The organism is Rothia mucilaginosa (assembly GCF_964210535.1).
GTDB lineage: Bacteria > Actinomycetota > Actinomycetes > Actinomycetales > Micrococcaceae > Rothia > Rothia mucilaginosa_F.
Genome location: NZ_CAXOMR010000014.1, coordinates 20,756 through 37,556, shown reverse-complemented (window position 1 = coordinate 37,556; position 16,801 = coordinate 20,756). Strand labels below are relative to the sequence as shown.

Sequence of the window (16,801 nt, the reverse complement as noted above, 5' to 3'; positions counted from 1 at the left end):
TTTTGGGGTATCTGAACCTGCTTTTGGAGCCGGTATTCAGATGGGTCTTAGTCAGATGATCTTAGTCATGGGGGAGAGGCTCTACGATTGCGGTAGCACCCTCAATGGCTCGTACCCTCGCGTGTGATCCTGCTACGAGCGTTCCGGAGGCGGTGCGCGCCGTCCAGGTGTCGCCAGCTAGTACAACCAAACCAGTTTCACTAGTCACATCTTGAGTGACGCGCACCTCAGCGCCAACGAGTGCTTCAGCATTAGTGACAGCTCCGGTGGCTGATTTATTGAGCTTTTTCAGCAGCGGCGGGCGCAGACCAAGAACCAGAATCAGGCAGATCACCACGAAAATAACGGTTCGAATCAGCATGTTATCCACGAAGGGCGATATTGCTGCGGTGATGCCTGCGCTAATCGCCAGCATGAGAAAGAACAGGTCGAGGCTGAGCATTTCTATGACGGCGAAAACGAGGGCGAGTGCAACCCAGAGTGTCCAGGGTGTCTCAAAGAGCCAATCCACGAGTTTTCTCCTTTGGTGTACATCAACCGGCGTGGTTGACGTTGAATCTGCACACGAGGCGACAGCACCTTCGTGATGCGGGGTATATCCATTATTTCAGGTGGATTGAGTGCTGGCGACAGTTCTGGCGACCGGGTGAGGTTAATACATGAACTGTTAAGACTTTATTTAGATACGGGGAATCTTGGGTTCATTCCAGACCTCCCTAAAAAGCCGATAATATACATTATGTAAAGTAGACCTATTTTTCACTACCCCACCGGCTGCTCACCGGTGCTTTCTACGCTCTAGCTGGCACGGGTCGAACTGCGGTCCCCGTAATGCGACTGTTGCGACTACGCTCTTCCGTCCGCGGTTCTGAGCTCCGTGAGCCTCGCACCTTTCTCTGCGCTCCGCGCACCTCAGCTAGCAGTACGCTCGCATGCCCCGAACCTTCGGGTTCCTCAACGCCTCCCGTTAAACGACAAGCACCCGAGACGAGCTCACACCATCCGGTGCGCCCCATCTCGGGTGCCTATCATCAGCTACTGGGCTTCTCTATTCTGCGTGCTTGGAGCTGAACTCTACCCATGCGTTGAGCACGCGCTCTGCTGCACCGGATGCAATAGATTCGCGTGCATCAGCCAACGCCTGAGTGAAGCGGGCTTCAAAGCTTTCGCCGTTGGTCGGGCGGTACGCGACCAGGCCAGCGGCAGCGTTCATCACCACAGCGTCGTGAATGGCGCGCAGCGGGCTCTTCGGGGCCTCGCCCTCCCCCGCCAAAATTGCACGGAAAACGCCCGCGTTGTACTCGGCGTCGCCGCCACGCAACTGCTCCAGCGGTGCGTTCTGCAGACCGTACTCGGTCGGGTCAAAACGGTACTCGGTCAGTTCGCCGTCTACAGCCTCCCACAGGCGGCTCGTGGTGGCGATGGTCAGCTCATCCAGGCCGTCATCGCCGCGGAAAATCAGGGCGTGATCGCCGCGCTCCGCGAAGACGTGAGCCATCTTCTCAGCCATGACCGGGTTCGCAACGCCGATAGCCGAGGACTTCACGCGAGCCGGGTTCGTCATGGGGCCCAGGTAGTTGAACGCGGTCGGAATGCCCAGCAGGCGGCGGGTCGGGCCCACGTGGCGCATTGCCGGGTGGAAGGTCATCGCAAACAGGAACGTGATGCCGGTCTCGCGAGCGCATTCGGCGACTGCGGGAATGGGCATGTCGAGGCGGATTCCGAGGGCTTCGAGGACGTCTGCGGAGCCGGATTTGGAGGTGGAGGCGCGGTTGCCGTGTTTGACGACGGTGGCGCCGGTGCCTGCGATGACGAGGGCTGCCATGGTGGAGATGTTGACGGTGTTTTGCTGGTCGCCGCCGGTGCCGACGATGTCTACGGCGTGGGGGTCGATGTCGACGGTTTCGGCTTTGGCGATCATGCCGGCTGCGAGTGCGCCGAGTTCTTCGGGGGTTTCGCCTTTGGAGTGGAGGGCGGTGAGGAAGGATGCGAGGATCGGCTGTTCGGTTTGGCCGGTCATGATTTGGTCCATTGCCCAGGCGACTTCGGTGTCGGTGAGGTTTTGGTGTTTGACGAGCTGGTTGAGGATGTATTTCCAGGTGATTTCGTGCGTAGTCATGTGTTAAGTGTAAAACCCCCGCCGCGTATCTGCATGGTTGGGTGCAGTATGCGAGACGGGGGTTTGTTAGGCGTGTTGCACCGTGGGGTGCTTAGCGCTGGGGTGTCTTCGGTTTAGTGGAAGGAGTCACCGCATGCGCAGGAGCCTGCTGCGTTGGGGTTGTCGATGGAGAAGCCCTGCTTTTCGATGGTGTCTTCGAAGTCGATGGTGGAGCCGTCGAGGTAGGGTGCGCTCATCTTGTCGACAATGACTTCTACGCCGTCGAAGTCGCGGACTGCGTCGCCGTCGAGGACGCGCTCGTCGAAGTAGAGCTGGTAGATGAGGCCGGAGCAGCCGCCGGGCTGGACGGCGATGCGCAGGCGCAGGTCGGTGCGGCCTTCCTGTTCGAGGAGGGCGCGGACCTTGGTCTGTGCTACTTCGGTGAGGTTGACGCCGTGGGTCGGCAGTTCGGTGGTGGTTTCACTCATTGGTGTTGTCCTTTTGTTTTGTTGGTTGCCCGGGTGCGCCACTGTGGGTGCGTGTGGGCGTTTTAGCCTTCACGATACGCGCCGGGGAGAGCTGAGCACAACCTAGGGTGTGCATAGTTCGCCGGGGGCGTGAGCGTTTGCGTGGGGGCTTTATAAGTAATTCTGCTTCTAGGATACCGAAAAAGTGGGGGTTGGGGTTTGGTGGCCCTTCTCCCCCACTTTTTGCGGGTTGGTTTAGCGAGCGCGTTCTGCGCGGCTGTCCCCTGGTGAGCGCGGGTATCTCTAGCGTCTCTAGCGAACGACTAGCGAGCGCCGAGTGCGCTCAGCAGTAGCGCCTCCGCGAGGATTGCGTTCTTGAAGTCCGGGATGTAGAGGGACTCGTTGGCGCTGTGTGCGCGGGTGTCGGGGTCTTCTACGCCGGTGACGAGGATCTGTGCCTGCGGGAAGAGGTCCTTGAGGTCGGAGATGAACGGGATGGAGCCGCCCATGCCGGTCTGTACGGGTTCGACGTCCCAGGCGGTGCGCATTGCGTCGAGGGCGGTCTGTGCGCCGTCTGCGTCGACTTCGGTGGCGAAGGGCATGCCGGAGTCTACGGCGGTGTAGTTCGCCTGGGCGCCGTGGGGTGCGTGTGCCTTGATGTGTTCGGTGAGTGCGCGGTGTGCGTTTTCGGGGTTGTCGCCGGGGGCTAGGCGGGTGCTGATGCGTGCGCGGGATACGACGGCGAGGGTGTTGGAGGAGGTTGCGATGGAGGGGATGTCCATGCCGATGACGGAGATTGCCGGCTGGGTCCACAGGCGGGATGCAACACTACCGGTGCCTGCCAGGGGTACGGTGTCGAGGATGCCGGAGTCGTTGCGGAAGTCTGCTTCGGCGTATTCGAGTTCGGGTTCGGGGGCGCGGTGCAGGCCTTCGACGGCTACGGCACCGGTGGCGTCATGCAGGGTGGCGAGTAGCTGCGCCATGAGGGTGTGTGCGTCGAGCATGGGGCCGCCAAACATGCCGGAGTGGATGGCATGGCTGCCGACGCGCACCTCGATGTCGCCGGATGCGACGCCGCGCAGGCAGGTGGTCAGTGCGGGTACGCCGGCACGCCAGTTGGCGGAGTCTGCGACCACGATGTAGTCGGCGGACAGTTCCTCACGGTAGGTGTTGAGGAAGGAGACGAAGGAGGGCGAGCCTGCCTCCTCTTCGCCCTCAATGAAGAGCTTTACGCCGAGTTTGAAGTCCTCGCCGAGAGTTTCGTTGAGGGCTGCGAGCGCGGCGAGGTGCACGAGGATACCTGCCTTGTCATCTGCTGCGCCGCGGCCGTAGAGTCGGTCGCCCTTGCGGGTGGCGACGAAGGGGTCGGTGTCCCACAGGTCGAGGTTGCCGGCGGGCTGCACGTCGTGGTGGGCGTAGAGCAGGATGGTCGGGTAGCCTTCTGCGGCGGGGCGGGAGGCGATGACGGCGGGCATGCCTTGCTTTTCGGTGCCGTCTGCGGTGGTGTAGGTGGCGCGTTCGATGCGTACGTTGTCGAAGCCTGCCTTGGTTGCGAGCGCGGCGACTGCCTCGGCGCTACGGTCTACCTGGGTGAGGTCGTGCGATTCCCAGGCGATGGAGGGAATGGCGACGAGCTCGGTGAGGGTCTGCAGGGTTGCTTCGAAGTTTTTGGTGACGGCGTCGCTGAGGGCGCTGTGGTGGGTGAATTCAATAGTCATGTTTCTACCTTACCCCCATCCTTACCCCTGCTGGCGGGCGGTTGGGTTCGTTTCAGTTGCTGGTGTGCGCTTGTGGGGGCGGGTTTGGTGTGTGCCGTTCGGGTATGATGGGAGGGTGTTTGGTCGTAAGAAAGAGAAGGCTGAAGCGGAAGCTGTTCAGCCGCAGGTTGTAGAGGAGCCTCAGGCTCCGGTTAATCCGAAGTTCACCCCGAAGAAGGGCCGTCCTACTCCTTCGCGTAAGGAGCAGCAGGCGGCTCGTCGTCAGCCTCTGGTTGTTAATGACCGTAAGGAGGCGAAGGCTCGTGAACGTGAGGCGATGGCGAAGGCTCGTGAGCGTCAGAATGATGCGTTGATGGGTGGCGATCAGCGTTACCTGCCCGCCGTGGACCGTGGTGCGCAGCGTCGTTATATCCGTGATTATGTGGATGCGCGCCGTAACCTTGGCGATTTTATGCTGGCTGTGCTGCTGGTTCTGCTCATTGGTGGCTGGATTGCTCAGGGTGTGTCTGGTACGTCTTCTGCGGCGGCGCCGATTTATTACGGTTCCGTCTACGCAATGTATGCGCTGATGATTCTGTGGGTTGTTGACTACTTCATTTTGTGGCGCAGCCTGAAGAAGAAGCTGATTGCGAAGTTCGGCGAGGTTCAGCGCGGTTCTGGCATGTATGCGTTTAACCGTGTGATGATGATTCGTCGTATGCGCCGCCCGGTTCCGATGGTGAAGTACGGCGAGTACCCGCACTAAGTCGTTAGTGCCTTATAGGTGCTTGGGGAGAGGTCTTGAATGTTCAGGCCTCTCCCCTATTTTTATGTTCTTACGCGACTCTCTTACGTGAGAAGCCACATGTGTTTCGAGAAGCCACTTCTTTGGTGGCTTTTCGAAACACATGTGGCTTTTGGGCGTATAACCGTGGCTAGACGCCGGTACGGTTAGGCTTCGATTCGGGAGTAGAGGATCTGCCATTTGCCGTCGCGGTGTTCGAGGGCGAAGATGTAGATTTCTTCTTCCTTGTCGCTGCTCCAGGTTTCTTGGTGGCCGTCGGGTTCCACTTCGGTGTGTTTGTCCCATTCGTGGTTGGTTTTCAGGTAGTAGGTTTGATGGTCGTCGCTCCGGGGTATGCCGGCGGGTTCGAAGTGTTCGATGCCGTCGATGACCCATCCACCGCGCTGGTAGAGCGCTTCTATTTCCCGATAGATTTTGAGTTCTCCGTCGTTTGAGGTGGAGAGGAATTCGCGGGCTTTGCTGTAGTCGCCGGTTTGGACGCCGTAGTTGATCCACTGGTTCCAGGCGTCCATGGTTTTGAGGATGCCGTCGGGGGTCTTGGCGCGGTATCCGTTTTCGGGGGCGTTGGGTTTGGGGACGTTCTGGGCGGGGCCTTTGGCATCTGCTTTACGGTATTCGTCGTTACCGGCGTTGTTGCCGGCGCTACTGCTTGGGCTGCTGTTGGTGGCAGGCTTGCCGGAGGCTGTGGATCCGTCTCCTGCAGTTGTGATGTCGTGCGGCACGCAGGCGGCGAGTAGGGTGCTGAGGGTGATGAGTGTGCCTCCGGTCAGCATTGAGCGGCGGTTCAGCATGTTGGGGTTCATGGTTAGCCCTCCACGTGTTCGTAGTTCATGATCTCCCACTTAACACCATTATGCTTCAGCACGAACTTAAACGTGTCATTGGTCTTATCCTCATTCACCCAGCTACGCGAGCTACCATCAGATTCAACATAAATCTCACGATCCCAGTGACGATACGCCTTCCAAAAATACGTCTCCCCACCCTCAGACCACGGCGCACCATCAGCCTCAAAATAGTCAACTCCACCAATAATCCAACCGCCGCTAGCGTAAAGATCCTCAACATCGGCATATGCCTGCAACTCATCTTTAAACTCCGACGACACAAACTGACGAGCCACGGAATAATCACCAGTCTCGGTGCCATAGTTAGCCCACTCAACCCACGCCTTAAGGGTCTTACGCATACCTTCAACAGACTTCTCACGGTACCCATCTTCTGGCTCAGCAGGCTTGGGTACATTCTGCGCATTGCCGTACTTATCAGCAGGGCGATACTCACCATCCGGTGCCTTCGAGCCGCCCGAATAGCCGCGAACACTGGACGGAGTGGCTGATGCAGAAGCAGTTTCAGATGCCGAAGCCGAATCACTCGGCGCCGCGGTTGCGGTAGCTGCCGCCTCGTTACTAGCCTGCTGGCCACACGCCGCAAGCAGAGCGGACGCACCCAAGAAAGTAACGCCACTCAACATTGCGCGGCGACTCAACACATCAGAATCCTTCAAAAATTTCTCCACGATTAATTATCCACGCCTTCGTAGCCTATAATTTCCCATTTCTGACCGTTGTGCTTTAGCTCAAGTTTATAAGTGTCGTTAGTTTTATCTTCATTGGTCCAAGAGCGCCAACTACCATCAGCCGCGACATAAATCTCCTTTTCCCAGACATGGTAAGCCTTCCAAAAATAAGTCTCCCCGTCCTCAGACCACGGCGCGCCATCAGCAGTCAAGCTTTCAATACCATCAATCACCCAACCACCATGCTGGTAAAGCCTCTCGACACCCTCATAAGCCTCCAACTCGCTCTTAAAAGTCGGCGACACAAACTGACGAGCCATCGAATAATCACCAGTCTGCACGCCATAATTACCCCATTTGACCCAAGCGTCCAAAGTCTTACGCATACCTTCAACAGACTTCTCACGGTACCCGTCTTCAGGCTCAGCAGGCTTGGGCACGTTCTGCGCCGGACCGTACTTATCAGCCGGGCGATACTCACCATCGGGTGCCTTTGAACCGCCCGAATAGCCTCGGACAGTAGACGGGGTTGCGCTCGCCGAAGGCGACTCAGATGCCGCTACAGACGCCGAAGCGGTCTCGCTCGGCACGGCAGTAGAAGAAGCTGCCGCCTCATTATTTGCCTGCTGGCCACACGCCGCAAGCAGGGCCCCCAGGCCCACAAATGCGCCGCTACCCAGCAGGGTACGGCGATGAATTCGGGTACGGTCAAGAAAGGTACGAGGCTCCAAGACGGTGCGCTCCTATCGTCGGTGATGGTGTGTATGCACTTATCAGGCTGGTAAAAATGGTGTCGTTACTTGACCGCCGGAAGAACCCAGCCGCGTAGCGTACCCGACAGGTGCAACAATGCGCCGCGGGAGGCTACATATAAAACCCTACCGCATATTTACAGTCGTTTGCTTTGCAATGGGTGTAATAGCAACGAATCGCCACCATTCGGACAATTCAATGCTTTATATATCAAATAATTATATGAATATTGAGCAATGAACGATAAAGCTAAAACCTGACACATTTATTGTCTTGAAATAAATACTTAAGACGGAAAAGGTGGGACATGTCTACATGCAGACACGCCCCACCTCAATCAAAGATTAAATTTTCCAGATTACATTAAAGCCACGCTTTGCCATCTTTTCAGCTCGCCCTTCAAAGAGCTTCGGCTCCCAAGTATCTGATATTTCAAAAATCTCCGGAGTATCATTATTATAAAATTTCATTAATGTTGAAACTTTATCCTTTACCGCACTATTGCCCAATTTTCGATTAACGCTTTCATGCAGAAGCATCAAGTTACCAATATTATCAGCAACTTCACCTTCTAGACTCCTGGGATATATATGTTCAATGTTAACAAAGTCTCCTGGCTTTCCTCGCAAATTAGGCTGATACTTTGAAAGAACATATTTCACGATCCTGTTATCTCCACTTGCGGGTTCAAAGTTTCGCATCGCAAAGTAATCTTGACCATTTAGTGCGGCAGAACGCTTTCCCTCGACATATTTAAGGGACTTAAACTTTTCAATAAAGTTATCTTCGTCAACCCCGCGTTTCTCAAGAAGATTCTTGAAATCAGTCTCCATATCTTTCAATATACCTCTAATTTCATTTTTCTTCTTATTGATTAGATCAATATCCCCACCATCATCTTCCATGGTTTTCATGGTTATTCTATCTACAGCCTTATCATAAATCCGCACAATGGCATTAGTTGGCAGCTTAAAAATGCCGTTATACAAGAAATGGAATTTTTCGAGCATATTAAAAACGTCAACAGCAACCTTGATACCAAGTAGCGGCTTCTCTCCATTTCCATTATGAGAATTAATGCATAGCCTGAGTAGCAAGTAAGCAAATGTTGCATGTTGCTTAATTCCCATAAGATTCAAAGCACTTAGAGGATCGACAATCTTTCCCATCTGATTCTTTTTACTCTTATCGTTAGAGCTAATGTCACTATCTACATAAAAATTGGGATCATAAACAAGTCGATATATTTTTGCTTCTTTCTCTATAGAGTTAATGAATTTATCGACACTTACCTCATTAGAAAGCGCCTTCTCATAGTACCTAAAAACATTTTTCTGGTTCAGGGTCTTTTTGGAATCACCTACTCCAGCAAAACCAAAAACACGCGCGTAAGCTATAAAGAACCTATCCTCATCAATCTCCCCCTTGTTAGATGAAACCCAGTCATCAGGGCTTTTTTCAGCATGCTTACTGTATATACCAGAAAGAATACTCATAGTTTCTTTCCAGACGATACTCAGGGAATCCAGTGATTTATCATGCATTTTACGAAGTACATGACTCTTGATAAGGTCTGCGTTAGTTAGGGGGACACCCCTATCATTTAGAGTCATGAAAATATTATAGGCAGAGTATATATCATTCAATTTTATATCAACATAGGTTAGGAGATATATCTTATTCCTGAGAGAAATTAGAGCATCTGCTTTTTGAGTAGGCGTAGATAAATCACTAACAATATTTTCGATATATGAAGTAAATTTTTTATAAGCGTTTTTGAGGGTAAACCCAGGAACCTTCTTATTGCTTGACTTCAAGGAAACTAAATCCTTGTAAAATTCATTCCATGCAGTGTTATTCTTCGGTCCCCTTAGGAGCTGTTCAAGGGTAACGGTGTCTTTTGCTTTATCTGAGTTATGCCCTAATTTAGGATACCTGTGCTTACGCTTAAATTTGCTTGAAGGATATAGAAACTGATCAACGTCATCAAATAAAATTTCTAAATCTTCAACACCTTCATCTCCATCTTCTTGGCTTTCCTTCACGGATTCATTAAAAGCGAAGTCACGCAAAGCACAAAGTAGAATGAGTGTCGTCGTTATTCTTTGCTGTCCATCAACTATAGAACGGCGCTTTACCTTAGCATCCCTATCTCCAATGCCTCTATATTCATCATCATATGAAATGATTGAGCCAATAAAATGGTAGCTATTTTCATCATCTATATCAATATTGTTGATATCTTTAAAGAAATCGTCTAGGTTATCATCGCCCCAGGCGTAAGACCTTTGAAAATCTGGAATTCCATATGCATAACCATCATCCAAAAATTCCAATACATTTCTTATATTGCTATCAATACCTTTTCCTGACATTATATCTCCTTTGAAGGTGTAATGTAGTGGCGCAATCATCGGTGCTGCACCACTCTGATAGTACTATCGCTCCAGGTCAGGGTGCAATCCACAACACACCAAACGCTAACAGAATCTCAAGTAAAACTTCAGACCCCCTCCCCCAGATACCAACACAACCGCCTCTTACACGTTGAGCAGGCACACAAAAGGGGCACCGCCTCCACCCCCTACGGGTAGAGAACGGTGCCCCCTTCAGCACAACGGGGAGCATAAAGCTCCCGCCTGTAAACCCTTTAGCGGCGAGCGCGGCGCAGCTTCACCAGGCCGCGGTTAATGTGTGCCGCCCAGAGCGGACCCTCATACAGGAACGCAGTGTAGCCCTGCACCAGGTCAGCGCCAGCGTCCAGGCGCTCCTGCACATCCTCGGCGGTGGTCACGCCACCAACCGAGATGATGGCGAGGTCGTCGCCGATTTCGCGCTTGAGCAGGCGCAGCACCTCCAGGGAGCGGGGCTTCAGCGGTGCGCCGGAGAGGCCGCCAGCACCGATTTCCTTGACCTTAGTCATGTCGCTGGTCAGGCCCAGGCCCTCGCGGGCAATAGTGGTGTTGGTGGCGATAATGCCGTCCAGCTTCAGCTCCTTAGCAAGGGCTGCCACCTCGATAACGTCCTCATCGACCAGGTCCGGTGCGATCTTCACGGTCAGGGGCACGTGGCGGTTGGGGCATACGCGGTCTGCCTCTTCACGCACGGCGGCAAGCAGCGGGCGCAGCGACTCGATAGCCTGCAGGGTGCGCAGACCCGGAGTGTTCGGGGAAGAAACGTTGACGACCAGGTAGTCTGCCTGCGGTGCCAGGGTGCGGGTAGAAATCAGGTAGTCCTCGATAGCGTTCTCAAGCTCGACGACCTTGGTCTTGCCGATGTTCACGCCGATGACCGGGCGTACGGCGCCGCGGTATTCGGTTTCGAGGTCTGCGCGGGCGGCGGCAACGCGCGGGCCAGCCGCTGCGGCACCGTCATTGTTGAAGCCCATGCGGTTGATAACCGCCTTATCTTCCACGAGGCGGAAGAGGCGCGGCTGCGGGTTGCCGGGCTGCGCCTGACCGGTGATAGTACCGATCTCGACGTGGCCGAAGCCGATACCAGCCAGCGCGGCAATGCCCTTACCGCCCTTGTCGAAGCCAGCAGCCAGACCGAACGGCGAGGGGAAAGTAATACCCATGACGGTGGTTGCCAGTTCCGGTGTAGGCTGGAAGTACTTGCGCAGCGCACGGGTGATGCCGACGTTGCGCAGGGTCTGAACGCCCCAGAAGCCGACGTGGTGTGCCTTCTCGGGGTCCATGCCCTTGAAGAAGATGTTGAAGAAGGTCGGGTAGATGCGCATTTGTTCTCCCTAAGGTTGGAGGGTGTGGGTGGTTTATGGGGCTATGAGCCGGGTGTACCAGGGGCTACTTGTCGTTGGCAACAGCGTCGACTGCGCCACCGTAGCGGCGGTCGCGGCGCGCGTACTCTTCGACAGCCTCCCAGAGGGTGCGGCGGTCAACGTCGGGCCAGAGCACGTTCATGAAAATCATCTCGGCGTAAGCGCTCTGCCAGAGCAGGAAGTTCGAGATGCGCTGCTCACCGGAGGAACGCAGGAACAGGTCAACGTCGGGCAGGTCGGGCTCGTCCAGGTACTTCTGGATGGTCTTTTCGGTAATGTTGCCGGGCTTGATCTTGCCCGCCACAGCGTCCGCTGCGATAGCTGCCGCCGCGTCAGCGATTTCTGCGCGGCCGCCGTAGTTCACGCACATGGTGAGGGTGCAGACGGTGTTATTGATGGTTTCGCGCTCGCAGTGTTCGAGCTCTTCGATGACGTTCTTCCACAGCTTGGGTCGGCGGCCAGCCCAGCGGATGCGCACACCCCAGGTCTTGAGGGTCTCCAGCTGACGCTGCAACACCTCGGTAGAGAAACGCATAATGAACGCGACCTCACTGGGTGAGCGCTTCCAGTTTTCGGTGGAGAACGCGTAGGCGGTCACGTACGGGATGCCCATCTCGATAGCGCCCGCAACGACGTCCAGCAGTGCCGCCTCGCCGGCGCGGTGGCCCTCGGTGCGGGGCAGGCCGCGTTCGTTTGCCCAGCGTCCGTTACCGTCCATGACGACGGCGACATGCTGCGGAATGAACTTCTTCGGAATCGGCGGAGGGGTTGCCCCGGTGGGGTGCGCGGGCGGGGGTACGGGCTGGGTGCGTGCCATGTGTGCCTTTCTTCCCTGGCGGGGTTCTCCCCCGGGGTCGTTTGCCTAGATATGCGCCAGAAATAAACGCTGGCGTGCTGTTAGCTATTTTACCGTGACACAGCGCGCATGGGCGGGTGCTTCGGGGTTTATTTTGTCCTCCGTTTGACGCACGGCTGACGCATAATCGCCGCACCGGCGTGCATCTTTTACGATGCAGGAATTTCTGCCTCGAGGGCGCTCGCCGTTTTGAGGGGGTGTTCGAGCAGGTTCTGGGTGGTTTTCAGGTAGAGACCCAGAATTTTGGAGGCGACCGGCACCGGCGCCGCATCAATAGTCGCCCAGGCGCGCGGATCCGCCGATGCGGTGGCGAGCGCGTAGCCGAGCTCTTCGGCACGCAGGCCGGTCAGGGGCGTGTCGGTAGCGGGCGCGCATTCGGGGCAGAGGATTGTGTGGTGCCCGTAGGTGTGGGCGGTATGGAAGGCAATGTACCTTCCGCTTCCACCTGCAGTGTTGGGGACGTTGTCTGCACCGGTATTTTCTGCGCCGTCCGCGTCCTGGCTCTCTGCGTTCACGAGCGGGTTACCGCATCGGGTGCAATTCTCACCGATGAGCGGCCAACCGGCGGCGTTCATGCTGCGCGCCAGGTACCGGGTCAGAATCCTCTGCGGCACATGCTGCCCGTGCGCGAGCGCGGCAAGCGCCCCGTGAGTCAGGGTGTAAATGTCGGCGGTGCTATCGGTGTCTTTGGTGAGTGCTTCTGCCAGTTCGGCGATGGTGGAAGCGCACGTGTACGCATCGTAGTTCGCCATAATCGGCGCGGTGTAGGCGTGCAGAGTCGCCGCCTGGGTGATAGTGTGCAGGTTCGTTCTGCCGCGGCTGAAAGACAGGTCGGTGTGCATGAACGGTTCGAGTCGCCCACCGAACTTGGAGGTGGGTTTGCGTACAGCCTTGGCGACTGCGTGGGTGATTCCTCCGTCGCGGGTGAGCATGATGATGATGCGGTCGGTTTCGCCGAGTTTTTGGGTGCGGAGGATGAGGGCGGCATCGCGCCAAGTGCGGGGTTCGCTCACGGGTATCTCCGTTCTCGGTACATGCTCGGTGGGTATCTGGTGGGTAGGTTTTCTGCGGCCGCTCAGTGGAACTCAAACAAGAGCCGCGCGGGTGTTGCGGGTACGGTTCGACCCCTGCCGTATTACCCCGCATAGGGGGTACCGGTCAGGGGTCGGTCCGTAACGTATGGGCGAGGATTTAGTCCTCGTACTCAATATCGTCGTCGATGTCGTCTTCATCGTCGAGGATTTCTTCGAGGTCGTCCTCGTCTTCATCACCGTAGACGCTCAAGGGGGTGACCTCGTTGTGAGCCTCGAAGAGGGCATCTTCGTAGGCTTCGAAGGCGTTGGCGATTTCTACGTACGCCTCATCGACGGCGGGGTCGTGCTCGCCGGTTCGGTTTACGACGGCGGTCAGGTGCGCCTCCAGCGCGTCAAGGAGGCGGGTGAGTTCGGTGCGAGGATCAATGCTCATGCCATTTATTCTACTACCTACAGGCCGATGGTGTGCGCCGGGCGGTCATACGGCGGTTTAAACGCAGAACTATGAACGGGCGCGGCAGGTCAATCGGCAGGTAAATTCGGTGCCGTGAAGAGAACACCAAATCCAGAGCGGTAAGCCCGGTTAGTCAAGCCAGGCTGGGCAAGCCAAGCATGCACGCGGCACATCAAGCCCCGCATAAAAACCTTACAGACACAGCGAACCCGCCGTCCCCAGCTTCCCCACTCCTCAAGGGAGCAGGTGCCGGGTGCGGCGGGTTCTTCTGTCGGTTAGCTCAGCTTGACGCTGCGCCTACTGAATGTTTGCTTCTTGCGGGTTGAGCCCGAGAGAATGAGAAGCCGGGGTTTTAGAAGCCCAGGGATGCTGCGGATGCGCGGATTGCCTCAGCGGATGCCTTCAGCTGTGCCAGCTCAGCCTCGTTCATGGGGACCTCGAGCACGCGCTGGATGCCCTCACGGTTCACGATGGTGGGCAGGGACAGTGCAACGTCCTTGAAGCCGTACAGCTCGCCTGCAATGGTGGTGGAGACGGGCAGCACTGCGTTCTGGCCGCCGAGGAATGCCTCAGCGATACGTGCACCGGAGATACCGATTGCGTAGTTGGTGGAACCCTTGCCCTCGATGACCTTGTATGCTGCGCGCATAGCTTCGGTTGCCAGCTCTGCACGGACCTCTTCAGTGAAGAGCTGCTTGCCGTCCTGCTCCCACTCGGTCAGGGGAACCATACCGATGTTTGCTGCGGACCAGACGGGGAACTCGGAGTCACCGTGCTCACCAACAACGTTTGCGTGAACGCTCTTGATGGAGACGCCAGCCTTGTTAGCGATCAGCCAACGCAGGCGGGAGGAGTCCAGAACGGTACCGGAGGACAGCACGCGGTTTGCGGGCAGGCCGGTAATCTTCTGAGCCACGATGGTGAGAACGTCACAGGGGTTGGTGACGAGCATGATAATCGCGTTGGGTGCTACGGACAGGATGTTCGGCAGCAGCTTCTCGAGGATTGCGACGTTTGCGCCTGCCAGTTCGAGGCGGGGCTGGCCGGGCTTCTGGCGAGCACCAGCGGTGATGATGACCATGTCGCAGTCGCGCAGCAGTTCGATGTCGTCGCCACCGGTTACGGTTGCTTCGTGTGCGAACATTGCGCCGTGTGCGATGTCCAGTGCTTCAGCGTGTGCGCGCTTGCCGTCGATGTCGTACAGGACGATTTCGTCTGCGGAGCCGCGGACCATAGCTGCGTATGCGGTTGCGCTACCGACGCCGCCTGCACCGATGACGCCGAGCTTGGTGGGGTTGTTGACACCGTTCATTGCTGTATGCCCTCTTTTCGTGAGAGTTATCCGTGTGGTGCGAGAGGATTCTCGCGGGGTTTATAAGGAAGCGGGTGTGTGCCTCAGAGTTGAATTTCCTTAGAGTGGGTGTTCTTCCCCGGTGGGCTCGCTTCGTTACTTTCTATTATGCCGCAGATTCTGCGTTTTGTGTTGGATTATTTTGCTTTTTTCGATGGGTGCTGGTGACTTTATGGGCTATGAGGGGTGTTTTTCACTCACAAAACCAAATAATGACGTTCTGACCTTTTGAGCAAGGTCACATGTCGCTAAAGTAACCCTCCACATCTACCGCACCTCCGGAAGCCTCAAAATCGGCACGGACCGCCTGAGCCAACTCGTCATCAACCAGGAAGTCCAAAGCCACAGAAGCCAACCCGAATGCCGCATCCAGGGCAGCATCCGCCGCCGCCGGAGTGTCCGCACAGTGCGCGAACTCCACCGTATGCATACCGGTTCCCTCCGGCGCAATCTGAATGAGCGGATGAATACCGGGCACACGCAGGCTCACATTACCGAAATCAGTAGACGCCGCCAACGTATCGCTCACCGTGCCCGGCGGGTACGGGTGACGACCCACCGACCGCTGAGCCGAAACCCACCGCTTCAACAGCGGGCGGTTCGTGCGCACCGGCATAGTCATCGGCGAAGAATCCCACGTCACCTCCGCACTCACGCCAGCCATGAGCGCCGCACCGCGCAGCACCTCCTCAACCCGTCGCGACAGCGCACGCAGAGTCGGCGCGTGCTTAGAACGGATATTAATGTGCAAGCTCGCGGAGGCAGGAATCAGATTCGGGGCGTCCCCGCCGTGGTCAATAATCGCGTGAATACGGTCAGAACCGGGAATCTGCTGACGCAACAAACCCAAACCCTGATACGCCAGATTCGCCGCATCCAGGGCGTTACGACCCATAAACGGGTGCGAGGAAGCGTGCGCACTCACGCCCGTATAAGTCACGCGACATTCACGGCGACCCAACCACGCCTGATCAGCCACATCCATAAAGTAGGGGTGCACCATGATGGCGGCATCCACCTGCTCGAACGCGCCGGCGCGTGCCATCAGCTCCTTACCGGCGTCGGATTCCTCGGCGGGCGTGCCGTAGTAGAGGATCCTGCCGCTGAACGCCTCGGGGCCGGTAGCGAGCGCATCCGCTAGGGCAAGGAAAGCGCCCAGCCCGGATACCGCGATGACGTTGTGGCCGCAGCCGTGGCCAATTCCCGGCAGCGCGTCATATTCGGAGAGAATCGCGATGGTGCGGTGTGTGGCGGGGTCGTAGTCGGCACTGGTGAGCTCCACTTTGAACGCGGTATCCAGACCGTAGGCGGGGTGCTCAATCCTGAGGTTCGGGTAGGCTTCGCGGACCGCATCAACGAGCGTGCGGGAGGCAAAATACTCCTCGTAGGCAGTCTCGGGGTGCGCGTGAATCGCCTTGAGAATTGAGGTCAGGGAGTCTGCGCGGGTGGCTACGGATTCGGCGAGGTCGCGGCGAATATGCGCCAGCCCGCTGTCTTCGTCGAGGCGGTGACCGTGATGCACGCCGTGGCCCTTTCCATGACCGTGGCGCTCGCCGTGGTCAGCATGTTCCCGCTCAGGATGCGCGTGGAAGCGCTTGCGGCGGTGGTCAGCGGCATGCTTACGCTGCTCGGTTTCGAGGGCGAGGATTTCGGAGTACTCGCTACCGCGCACGCAATCAGCGTCGGGCGCGTCGTAGTGGCGGGTTATTGCGGCGGGTCGGTTCGGTGCCGTTCGACCGGAGCTGTCAGAAGTGGGCTGGGTGTGGGCGGCGGTGCCCTGTGCGTTCGCGTCAGTCATGCTTCTACGCTACCGTCTGCGCTCGCCGGGCGCTAGATGCTCGGGCGTGATGGAGTCGAAAACGCCCAAAAAGAAATTTGTGTCACATAAAAGAAAATTTGTATATATCCTAGGAATCTTTGATTCAGTGGAGTAGCGTTAAGCACATGGGAGCGACAATCCAGCCGCACCCATCACCATCCGGCGCTAGC

At 56.7% G+C, this 16,801-nt stretch carries 15 protein-coding genes; 1 reads left to right on the top strand and 14 read right to left on the bottom strand.

All coding sequences use genetic code 11. The features are described 5' to 3' along the window. Window positions 1-61: 61 nt before the first annotated feature. The 4 genes from AB8C10_RS05915 to AB8C10_RS05900 all read right to left on the bottom strand — a co-directional run bounded on the left by AB8C10_RS05915 (window position 62) and on the right by AB8C10_RS05900 (window position 4,283). Entirely contained in the window at window positions 62-511 is a 450-nt protein-coding gene (locus AB8C10_RS05915) for an NfeD family protein (RefSeq protein WP_070616350.1), read from the bottom strand. Window positions 512-1,048: 537 nt separating this feature from the next. After that, window positions 1,049-2,119 (bottom strand): anthranilate phosphoribosyltransferase, encoded by a 1,071-nt coding sequence (trpD, locus tag AB8C10_RS05910; protein WP_368867150.1) that lies wholly within the window; start codon window positions 2,117-2,119, stop codon window positions 1,049-1,051. Window positions 2,120-2,232: 113 nt separating this feature from the next. Then, window positions 2,233-2,586: a HesB/IscA family protein gene (locus AB8C10_RS05905; protein WP_314074628.1), complete on the bottom strand. Its 354-nt coding sequence runs from the start codon at window positions 2,584-2,586 to the stop codon at window positions 2,233-2,235. Window positions 2,587-2,888: 302 nt separating this feature from the next. Beyond that, window positions 2,889-4,283 carry a M20/M25/M40 family metallo-hydrolase gene (locus tag AB8C10_RS05900; protein ID WP_368867149.1) on the bottom strand — a complete coding sequence of 465 codons (1,395 nt, stop codon included), beginning with the start codon at window positions 4,281-4,283 and terminating at the stop codon, window positions 2,889-2,891. A 115-nt stretch (window positions 4,284-4,398) separates the two neighbouring features. On the opposite strand from AB8C10_RS05900, the gene AB8C10_RS05895 reads away from it, so the two are divergent. Then, window positions 4,399-5,028 carry a DUF3043 domain-containing protein gene (locus tag AB8C10_RS05895; RefSeq protein ID WP_049353087.1) on the top strand — a complete coding sequence of 210 codons (630 nt, stop codon included), beginning with the start codon at window positions 4,399-4,401 and terminating at the stop codon, window positions 5,026-5,028. A 185-nt stretch (window positions 5,029-5,213) separates the two neighbouring features. On the opposite strand, the gene AB8C10_RS05890 is transcribed toward AB8C10_RS05895, so the two are convergent. The 10 genes from AB8C10_RS05890 to AB8C10_RS05845 form a co-directional block, all read right to left on the bottom strand. Beyond that, complete coding sequence (locus AB8C10_RS05890) at window positions 5,214-5,870, bottom strand: DUF6318 family protein (RefSeq protein ID WP_368867148.1); 657 nt, start codon at window positions 5,868-5,870, stop codon at window positions 5,214-5,216. Window positions 5,871-5,872: 2 nt separating this feature from the next. Further along, window positions 5,873-6,586, bottom strand: a complete 714-nt coding sequence (locus AB8C10_RS05885; RefSeq protein WP_368867147.1) for a DUF6318 family protein — start codon at window positions 6,584-6,586, stop codon at window positions 5,873-5,875. A gap of 2 nt (window positions 6,587-6,588) precedes the next feature. Then, window positions 6,589-7,317, bottom strand: a complete 729-nt coding sequence (locus AB8C10_RS05880) for a DUF6318 family protein (protein WP_368867146.1) — start codon at window positions 7,315-7,317, stop codon at window positions 6,589-6,591. Between the two features lie 366 nt (window positions 7,318-7,683). After that, window positions 7,684-9,714 (bottom strand): DUF262 domain-containing protein, encoded by a 2,031-nt coding sequence (locus AB8C10_RS05875; protein ID WP_368867145.1) that lies wholly within the window; start codon window positions 9,712-9,714, stop codon window positions 7,684-7,686. Window positions 9,715-9,989: 275 nt separating this feature from the next. Then, complete coding sequence (locus tag AB8C10_RS05870) at window positions 9,990-11,078, bottom strand: quinone-dependent dihydroorotate dehydrogenase (protein ID WP_368867144.1); 1,089 nt, start codon at window positions 11,076-11,078, stop codon at window positions 9,990-9,992. Window positions 11,079-11,142: 64 nt separating this feature from the next. After that, window positions 11,143-11,934: an isoprenyl transferase gene (locus AB8C10_RS05865; RefSeq protein ID WP_368867143.1), complete on the bottom strand. Its 792-nt coding sequence runs from the start codon at window positions 11,932-11,934 to the stop codon at window positions 11,143-11,145. A 188-nt stretch (window positions 11,935-12,122) separates the two neighbouring features. Beyond that, window positions 12,123-12,986, bottom strand: a complete 864-nt coding sequence (gene recO / locus AB8C10_RS05860; RefSeq protein ID WP_070847645.1) for a DNA repair protein RecO — start codon at window positions 12,984-12,986, stop codon at window positions 12,123-12,125. A gap of 178 nt (window positions 12,987-13,164) precedes the next feature. Beyond that, window positions 13,165-13,440, bottom strand: coding sequence for a hypothetical protein (locus AB8C10_RS05855; RefSeq protein ID WP_049353093.1), 276 nt, complete (start codon window positions 13,438-13,440; stop codon window positions 13,165-13,167). A gap of 373 nt (window positions 13,441-13,813) precedes the next feature. Further along, complete coding sequence (locus AB8C10_RS05850; RefSeq protein ID WP_368867142.1) at window positions 13,814-14,773, bottom strand: L-lactate dehydrogenase; 960 nt, start codon at window positions 14,771-14,773, stop codon at window positions 13,814-13,816. A gap of 277 nt (window positions 14,774-15,050) precedes the next feature. After that, window positions 15,051-16,610 (bottom strand): amidohydrolase, encoded by a 1,560-nt coding sequence (locus AB8C10_RS05845; protein ID WP_368867141.1) that lies wholly within the window; start codon window positions 16,608-16,610, stop codon window positions 15,051-15,053. Window positions 16,611-16,801: the final 191 nt, after the last annotated feature.

Coding starts and splice junctions, on each gene's coding strand:
- trpD (WP_368867150.1), bottom strand. CDS start 2,119: ATGACTACGCACGAAATCACCTGGAAATACATCCTCAACCAGCTCGTC.
- AB8C10_RS05905 (WP_314074628.1), bottom strand. CDS start 2,586: ATGAGTGAAACCACCACCGAACTGCCGACCCACGGCGTCAACCTCACC.
- AB8C10_RS05900 (WP_368867149.1), bottom strand. CDS start 4,283: ATGACTATTGAATTCACCCACCACAGCGCCCTCAGCGACGCCGTCACC.
- AB8C10_RS05890 (WP_368867148.1), bottom strand. CDS start 5,870: ATGAACCCCAACATGCTGAACCGCCGCTCAATGCTGACCGGAGGCACA.
- AB8C10_RS05875 (WP_368867145.1), bottom strand. CDS start 9,714: ATGTCAGGAAAAGGTATTGATAGCAATATAAGAAATGTATTGGAATTT.
- AB8C10_RS05870 (WP_368867144.1), bottom strand. CDS start 11,078: ATGCGCATCTACCCGACCTTCTTCAACATCTTCTTCAAGGGCATGGAC.
- AB8C10_RS05865 (WP_368867143.1), bottom strand. CDS start 11,934: ATGGCACGCACCCAGCCCGTACCCCCGCCCGCGCACCCCACCGGGGCA.
- AB8C10_RS05855 (WP_049353093.1), bottom strand. CDS start 13,440: ATGAGCATTGATCCTCGCACCGAACTCACCCGCCTCCTTGACGCGCTG.
- AB8C10_RS05850 (WP_368867142.1), bottom strand. CDS start 14,773: ATGAACGGTGTCAACAACCCCACCAAGCTCGGCGTCATCGGTGCAGGC.
- AB8C10_RS05845 (WP_368867141.1), bottom strand. CDS start 16,610: ATGACTGACGCGAACGCACAGGGCACCGCCGCCCACACCCAGCCCACT.